The following is a 7,505-nucleotide window of genomic DNA, read 5'->3' as shown; positions in this document are numbered from 1 at the left end:
CTCGGTCGGCGTGCGCGCCTGGGCCGCGGTCGTCTGGGCCGGTGCGCCCGCGCTGCTCCTCGGGCTCGGCGACGGGCGTCTCGGTGCCGTCGTCGCTCATGTGGCGATTCCGTGGGTCGTGCTCGGGCTCGCGCGGGCCGTCGGCGTGCAGCGCGTGGACCAGGTGCTCTCGGGGCTGGCCACGGCGCGACGCGACGACGACGAAGACCTCGACCAGAGCGTCGTGCCGACGCCCGTCCGTGGCACGCCGACCGTGCCCACGCCCCGGGTGTCCGGCGACGCGCCGGCGGTCGTCGCGGACGTCGCACCGCCCGAGCGCGTGGGTGCTCCCGACCCGACCGGGTCGATCGCCGCTGCCGCCGGGGCGGCAATCGCGTTCGCGGTGGTCGTGGCGGGTGCGCCTGGGCTACTCGTGCCGGGGCTGCTCGCGCTGTGCGTCGCCGCGCTATGCGCGCCGCGCCGCCGCGGGCGGGTGCTCCTGGTGGCCCTGCCTGCGCTGGCGCTGCTCGGTCCCACCCTGCTCGAGGCGGGCAGCCGCGGCCTCGAGGGCTGGCGGCTGCTCGTTGCCGACCCCGGTCTGGCGGCGGCGTCGACGGCCACGGACCCGGTGAGCCGGCTGCTCGGTGTGCCAGCCGACCCGTCGTCGCTCGTGCCGGCCGGGCTCCCGGACCCGCTCGCGTGGGCCTGGCCGCTCGGGCTCGGGGCGGTCGTGCTGCTGCTGGCCGTGCTCGCCCTCCTGAGGGGCGCTCCGGTCGCGCGAGCTGTCCGCGGCGCGTGGGTCGTCGCCGCGCTGGGTCTGGCCACCGCCGCGATCGTCGCGGCGATCCCGGTCGCGGTCTCGGACGGCGAGGTCGTGCACGGCTGGGCCGGCCCCGCGCTGTCGCTGGCCCTTGCCGGGCTGCTGACCGCGGCGGTGATCGGGACCGACCGGCTGCGGGAGCGGCTGGCGAACTACACGTTCGGCTGGCGGCAGCCGCTGGTCGCCGTCGTCACGCTCGTGGCCGTTGCGGTGCCGCTGACCTGGCTCGGCTCCTGGGTGTGGCAGGCGCGCAGCGGCGACGCCGTCGCGCTGCGCCCGGTCGAGCGGGTGATCGTGCCCGCGGTCGGTCAGCAGGCGCAGAGCTCTCCGCTCGCGTCGCGGGTGCTCGCCGTCAGCGTGGAGCCGGTGGGCGACTCGACGACGGTGACCTGGCAGCTGATGCGAGGCGACGGTCCGGAGCTGGTGGACCAGGCGGCCGCGGCGGCGACCCGGACGGTCGGCGGTGACCTGCTGGCGCCGGACGTCACTGCCGACGATGCCGCGACCAGCGAGGTCGACGCTCTCGTAGCCCGCCTTGCCAGCGCGGCGACGGGCGACGTGGCCGGCGAGCTCGGCTCGCTCGCCGTGGCTGACGTGCTGGTGCCGCCGCTGCCGATGGAGCTGAGCGGCGTCGAGCCGGCCGTCGCCGCCGCTCATCGCGAGGAGCTGGTGAGTCGGCTCGACTCGACCGCGGGGCTCGAGCGTGTCACCGAAAACGCGTCCGGCACCCTCTGGCGTGTGCAGGCCACGGCACCGTCCGCGGGCGCGGCCGCGCCGACGGTCGTGCCGGCGTGGGCCCGCGTGGTGCCGGCCGGTTCGGACGTCACGGACCCGACGGTCGCGGCCGTGCCGGTGCCGTCGGTGGACCGCGCGGTCGACACGACCGTCGCGGCCGGCGACGCGGAGCGCCTCCTGGTGCTCGCCGAGCGCAAGGACGCCCACTGGCACGCGTGGCTCGACGGCACCCCGTTGCGGGCCGTCGACGCGGGCTGGCGCCAGTCGTTCGCGCTCGGCGCCGACGGCGGAGACCTGGTCGTCCGGTACGACGCCCCGGCCCGCACTCCGTGGCTCGCGGTGCAAGGCCTCGTGGCCCTCGTCACCGTGCTGCTCGCGGTGCCGGTGCGGCGCCGTCGGGGGGTGCGGACGTGAGTGCTCCCACGCGCAAGCAGGTCTGGCTCGGGCGCGCAGCACGCGCGGTGTCGGGACTCGCGGTCCTCGGGCTGACGGTGGCGGTGGTCGTCGCCGGTGCGCGGCTGCCGGGCGCCGATGCGACGGACGTCCCGCCGACGCTCGTCGCGGTCCCGCCGGCCGCCTCGACGCTGGTCTGCGCCGGACCGCTGATCCTCCCCGACGACACGGGGCGCGGTGACTCCGCATTCGACCCGACGCCCGTCGACCCGGTCACGTCGGTCACCGCCGTCACCTCGGTGCCGGACGGCGCCGGCAGCGCCGGGACGGTCGGCCCGCTCGACCGCTCGGGCACCACCGCGACGCTCGACGCCGGTGGCGACTCGGCCGTGGTCACGGGCGTCACGGGTGCCCAGGCGGTGCGGGCCGAGCCCGCTGATGCGCCGGCGCGCGTGGCGGCGGCGAGCGCTGGTCTGGTGACGGCGGGCGACCTGCGGGGCCTCGCAGCCGCGTCCTGCCAGCAGGCGGTGGCCTCCGCGTGGCTGCTGGGCGGCTCCACCGACCTGTCGAGCACCGCGCAGCTGGTCCTCGACAACGCCGGCTCGACMCCCGCCGAGGTCACGGTCGCGATCTGGGGCCCGTCCGGTCCCGTCGACCTCACGGGTGAGCGGTACCTGGTCGCGCCGGGCGCCGAGCGCGTGGTCGTGCTCGGCGGGATCGCCGCGGAGCAGCGGCGCCTCGCGGTGCACGTGAGCGCGACGGGCGGCCGCGTCGGCGTCCACGTCCAAGACTCCGCGATCGACGGCTTCACGCCCGCCGGGACGGACCTGGTGGTCCCGGGTGCCGCTCCGGCACGGCGCCAGGTGGTGCCTGGTGTCGCGGTCGTCGTCTCGACCGTCGACGACCCGACCGCCCCGTCGCTGCGCCTCCTCGCCCCGGGCGACGTCGGCACCACGGCGCACGTCACGCTGCTCGGCCCGACCGGGGTGGTCGAGCTCCCGGGCGCCGACGCGGTCGCGCTCGCCGCCGGCGAGGTCACCGACGTCCCCCTCGGTGGGCTGCCGGCGGGCGCGTACACCGCGGTCGTCGACGCCGGCCAGCCGGTGATCGCCTCCGCGGTGGTGTCCCGACCGGGTGCCGCCGGCGAGCTGGACGACGTGCCGAGCGTCGAGCGCGCGTGGGCGGCGTCKACCGCGGTCGGTCGCAGCGGCGTGATCGCGGTGCCCACGGGGACGTCCGGCACCCTCGTCGTCGGTGGGGTCTCGGAGCACGGCGACCCGACGACCGGACGCGACGCCACGGCGACTGTCCGGTTGCTCGGCGAGGGCGGCGCGGTCCTGGCCGAACGGACGCTGCGGGTCGCGGCAGGCACCACGAGCGCGTGGACGGTCGACGACCTGGCCTCCGGGACCGGGGACGTGGGCGCACCCGCAACGGCTCCCGCACCCGCGGGCGTTGTCGGCGTGGACCTGGTGACCGACGACGGCGCCGACGTCGACGTCGCGTGGGCGCTCGTGGCCGAGGTCTCCCGACCCGACGGCGTGCTCGTCTCCGTGCTCGATCCGGTGCAGGTGCCGAAGACCACATCCGACGTCGCGGTCCGCGAGGACCCTCGCCTCGGGACGCGTTGAGGGCCCAGCGGGTCGTTCCAAGGTCCGAGCGGATCCCGGTGTCGGGACGCACTGAGGCTCGGCGGGTCGCCTCAAGGCCCGAGCGGTCCCGGTCTCGGGACGCCTGAAGGCTCAGCGGGTCGCGCGGAGCTCCGAGCGTTCGCGCAGGCGCAGCCCGAGGGCGGCCGCCTGCCGGACGGGCCACTGGTACCAGTGCGGGTACCGGCGTCCGACGTACCGGGCGGCGCTCGCGTGGTGCGCGGAGATCATCGGCGCCGGCTTGGCGCGCCACGACGTCCCACCCACGTGCGTGACCTTCACCTGCGGGACGTAGAGGTTGGTCCAGCCCGCGCGTCCGAGCCGGGCGCCCAGGTCGACGTCCTCGAAGAACATGAAGTAGCCGTCGTCGAACCCGCCGACCGCCTCGAACGCCGTGCGCCGCAGCAGCAGGCAGGCACCCGACAGCCAGCCGGCCGGGCGCTGGCCACCGGTGCTCCGCTGCTGCGCTTGGTAGCGGCGGGTCCACGGGTTGCCGGGCCAGAGCCGGACAAAAATCGCGTGCCCGGCACCCTGCGTCAGGGAGGGGAGCTCGCGGGCCGAGGGATAGACGGTGCCGTCGGTGTTCAACAAGGAAGGCCCGACCGACCCGGCGCGGGGATGTGCCTCGCCCGCGGCGATGAGCGCGTCGAGTGCGCCCGGCTGCCACTCGATGTCGGAGTTGGCGACGACGAGCCACGGGGCGGTCGCGCCCCGCGCGCCGAGGTTGGCGCCGCCGCCGTAGCCGAGGTTGGTGCCGCTGACGACGAGGCGAGCGCCGAACTCGTCGGCCACCTCGCGCGCGACCGTCGGGTCGGTGCCGTTGTCCACGATCACCAGCTCCACCGGTGCGGCGGACGCGGTCCGCAGGGTCTGGGCGAACGTGGCCAGCTCCTCGCCCGGGTGGAAGACGACGCAGACGACGCGGACGGTGGCCGGGGCGGGGGGAAGGGCGGTGCTCATCGTCCGGACAGGGTAGTGGGCCCGCCCTAGTGGTTGTCGCCGTAGAGCGGGTCGACATCGTCGGGCGAGCGCCCGAGCATGTGGGCCACCTGCTCGACGACGACGTCGCGGACGAGGTCGGCGAGGTCGAGGGGATCGGCCGCCCGGGACTCCACGGGCCGGCGGTACACCACGATGCGCGCGGGCAGCCCCGCGTCCGAGGGGAAGTAGCGGCCGAGCGGGACGCCGCCGTGCTCCCACGGCGCCGGGTTCGACGGCGGGACGTCCTCCACCGCGAACTCGGTGCCCTCGAGCTGGCGCGCCCAGGTCCGCTCTATCCGCTCGACGGCGTCCAGGACGAGGTCGTCGAACCGCTCGGCGCGCGTGCGGTACGCGGGCATGGTGCTCGGCAGCAGCGGTCCGCGGGGCCCGCGACCGCGGCGGTCCCGGCGGCGGACGGGGGCCACGGTGGTCGTGGGGACGGCGAGCGTGCGGCGCCCGATGCCGGGTGTGCGGCGGGCAGGCGGCGGGGGGGAAGTGCTCACAGTGCACTGTAGATCGCGTCGGGGCGACGGCGTGGGGAGGCACGGCTGTGGGCGCCCGGGGGTACGGTCAGCGCGTGAGATCCGTGAGGCAGTGCACGCGTACGGCGTGTGGCCGTGCAGCTGTGGCCACCCTGACCTACGTGTACGCCGACTCGACCGCCGTGCTCGGTCCCCTCGCGCAGCACGCTGAGCCGCACTCGTACGACCTGTGCGTGGAGCACGCGGAGCGGCTGACGGCCCCCCGCGGCTGGGAGGTCGTCCGGTTGACCCCCGAGTTCGCGGCCGCGCCCCCGAGCCAGGACGACCTGCTGGCCTTGGCGGACGCCGTGCGCGAGGCGGGGCGCCGCCCCGAGCCCGAGCACGCTCCGCTTCCGGAGGCCGTGGGCGCTGCCCTGAACGAGGCGCCGCGCCGCGGGCACCTGCGGGTGCTGCGGGGCGAGGGCTGACGTGGCTCGACGCAAGGGGGACGCCGCACGCGCCCGCGCCGAGCGTGCGGGGGAGCCGCTGGGCTCGGTCAGCCAGCCGACCGGCCCCGTCGTCCCCGGCTCCGAGGCGTGCCTGCGGTGCGGGGCGACGGACCTGACCCGCATCCGGATGGCGCTCACTGACGGGCGGCAGGTCGTGTTCGTCTCGTGCCCGGCGTGCGAGCAGCGCAACTGGTTCGCTCTCGACGGCGACGGAACGCCGCTGGACCGCGACGAGGTCGTGGGCGGCGACGCCTGACCTGCGGACGCGCCAGTACGATGACCGCGTGACTTCGCCTTCAGCCGATCGTGTCGATCTGTCCGCCCTCATCAAGGCCTACGACGTCCGAGGCGTCGTCCCGGAGGAGCTCAACCCGACCGTCGCGCGCGCCATCGGCGCAGCGTTCGCCGACGTCGTGGTGCTCCCGGAGGCGACCGAGCGCCCCCAGGTGGTCATCGCCAACGACATGCGCCCGTCGGGCCCCGAGCTCGTCGCGGCGTTCGCCGACGGCCTCGCCGTCCGCGGCGTCGACGTGATCCGGATCGGCCTGGCGTCGACGGACGGTCTGTACTTCGCCTCCGGCGCGCTGGGCATCCCCGGCGCCATGTTCACCGCGAGCCACAACCCGGCGCAGTACAACGGCATCAAGCTGTGTCGCGCGGGCGCCCGGCCGGTGGGCCAGGACAGCGGCCTGACGACGGTGCGCGAGCTGGCGGGCGACTACCTCGCCGCCGGTGCGGTTCCGGAGGTCGACGACGCCGAGCGTGGCACGGTCGAGGACCGCGACATGCTCGCCGAGTACGCGACGTTCCTGCGCTCGCTGGTGGACCTGTCGGGCATCCGGCCGCTCAAGGTCGTCGTCGACGCGGGCAACGGCATGGGCGGCTTCACGGCGCCGGCGGTGCTCGGCACGGGCGCCGGCCTGCCGGGCCTGCCGCTCGACGTCGTGCCCCTGTACTTCGAGCTCGACGGCACGTTCCCCAACCATGAGGCCAACCCGCTCGAGCCCGAGAACCTGCGGGACCTGCAGGCGGCCGTCGTCGAGCACGACGCCGACCTTGGGCTCGCGTTCGACGGCGACGCGGACCGGTGCTTCGTCATCGACGAGCACGGCGACCCCGTCAGCCCGTCCGCGATCACGGCTCTGGTCGGGCTGCGCGAGGTGGAGCGCGAGCGCGCCGCCGGCCGCACGCCCACCGTGATCCACAACCTCATCACGTCCCAGGTGGTGCCGGACCTGCTCGGTGCTGCGGGCGCGACGACGGTCCGCACCCGCGTCGGCCACTCCTTCATCAAGGCGCAGATGGCCGAGCACGACGCGGTCTTCGGCGGCGAGCACAGCGCGCACTACTACTTCCGCGACTTCTTCTTCGCGGACACCGGCATGCTGGCGGCGATGCACGTGCTGGCGGCGCTCGGCGGCCAGCCGCACCCGCTGTCGGCGCTGTCCGAGCAGTACCAGCCGTACTCGGCGAGCGGGGAGATCAACTCCCGCGTCTCCGACGTCGCCGCGGCCCGGGGGCGGGTGGTCGAGGCTTACGTGACGGAGCAGGGCGCCGGCCCCGTGCAGGTGGACGAGCTGGACGGTCTGACGGTGTCGCACTGGGACTCCCACCCGCAGTGGTGGTTCAACCTGCGGGCGTCCAACACCGAGCCGCTGCTGCGGCTCAACGTCGAGGCCGCGGACGAGGACATCATGGAGAAGGTGCGCGACGACGTGCTCGCGCTCGTGCGACAGGACGGAGAGCTCTGATGGGCACAGGCCGCTCGCTCGAGCCGTGGGCGCGGGAGCTGCTGCGCTGCCCGGTGACCGGCGCGACGCTCGTGGACGGGGTCGGCCCGGACGGCGAGCCGACGCTCGTGTCCACCGACCCCGAGAACCCGCTGGCGTACCCGGTGCGCGACGGCATCCCCGTCCTGCTCGCCGACGAAGGCGTGCCCGTCAGCCGCGGCTGACTCCCGCTCGTTCCCCAGACCTCA

At 75.7% G+C, this 7,505-nt stretch carries 7 protein-coding genes and 1 pseudogene; 6 read left to right on the top strand and 2 right to left on the bottom strand.

Annotated elements, in window-relative coordinates; all coding sequences use genetic code 11:
• Together AC1DYZ_RS17520 and AC1DYZ_RS17515 are read left to right on the top strand one after the other, a co-directional pair.
• Positions 1 to 1,948, top strand: a pseudogene (locus AC1DYZ_RS17520) (glycosyltransferase family 2 protein); the annotation flags it as partial.
• The gene (locus tag AC1DYZ_RS17515; protein ID WP_477066406.1) at positions 1,945 to 3,558 is read left to right on the top strand and encodes a DUF5719 family protein; all 1,614 of its coding nucleotides are present in this window, start codon (positions 1,945 to 1,947) and stop codon (positions 3,556 to 3,558) included. The pseudogene AC1DYZ_RS17520 and the gene AC1DYZ_RS17515, both read left to right, overlap by 4 nt.
• 111 nt (positions 3,559 to 3,669) lie before the next feature.
• On the opposite strand, the gene AC1DYZ_RS17510 is transcribed toward AC1DYZ_RS17515, so the two are convergent.
• Together AC1DYZ_RS17510 and AC1DYZ_RS17505 are read right to left on the bottom strand one after the other, a co-directional pair.
• Entirely contained in the window at positions 3,670 to 4,536 is an 867-nt protein-coding gene (locus AC1DYZ_RS17510) for a glycosyltransferase family 2 protein (protein WP_477066405.1), read from the bottom strand.
• Positions 4,537 to 4,562: 26 nt separating this feature from the next.
• Positions 4,563 to 5,060 (bottom strand): metallopeptidase family protein, encoded by a 498-nt coding sequence (locus AC1DYZ_RS17505; RefSeq protein ID WP_456826077.1) that lies wholly within the window; start codon positions 5,058 to 5,060, stop codon positions 4,563 to 4,565.
• Between the two features lie 74 nt (positions 5,061 to 5,134).
• Between AC1DYZ_RS17505 and AC1DYZ_RS17500 the strand changes: the two genes are divergently transcribed.
• Genes AC1DYZ_RS17500 through AC1DYZ_RS17485 form a run of 4 tightly spaced genes read left to right on the top strand, consistent with a single transcriptional unit; the run spans position 5,135 to position 7,481 of the window.
• Positions 5,135 to 5,506, top strand: a complete 372-nt coding sequence (locus AC1DYZ_RS17500; protein WP_477066404.1) for a DUF3499 domain-containing protein — start codon at positions 5,135 to 5,137, stop codon at positions 5,504 to 5,506.
• Between the two features lies 1 nt (position 5,507).
• Positions 5,508 to 5,783, top strand: coding sequence for a hypothetical protein (locus AC1DYZ_RS17495; protein WP_477066403.1), 276 nt, complete (start codon positions 5,508 to 5,510; stop codon positions 5,781 to 5,783).
• 28 nt (positions 5,784 to 5,811) lie between these two features.
• Entirely contained in the window at positions 5,812 to 7,278 is a 1,467-nt protein-coding gene (locus tag AC1DYZ_RS17490; RefSeq protein ID WP_477066402.1) for a phosphomannomutase/phosphoglucomutase, read from the top strand.
• The gene (locus tag AC1DYZ_RS17485) at positions 7,278 to 7,481 is read left to right on the top strand and encodes a Trm112 family protein (RefSeq protein WP_477066401.1); all 204 of its coding nucleotides are present in this window, start codon (positions 7,278 to 7,280) and stop codon (positions 7,479 to 7,481) included. The genes AC1DYZ_RS17490 and AC1DYZ_RS17485 overlap by 1 nt, the downstream gene beginning before the upstream one ends.
• Positions 7,482 to 7,505: the final 24 nt, after the last annotated feature.

The organism is Cellulomonas sp. P1_C4 (genome assembly GCF_056406355.1).
This window is presented reverse-complemented; position numbering and strand designations above follow the sequence as displayed.

Excerpts from the sequence above, each read along its gene's own strand:
- AC1DYZ_RS17485 (WP_477066401.1), top strand. The coding sequence starts at position 7,278 with ATGGGCACAGGCCGCTCGCTCGAGCCGTGGGCGCGGGAGCTGCTGCGC.
- AC1DYZ_RS17510 (WP_477066405.1), bottom strand. The coding sequence starts at position 4,536 with ATGAGCACCGCCCTTCCCCCCGCCCCGGCCACCGTCCGCGTCGTCTGC.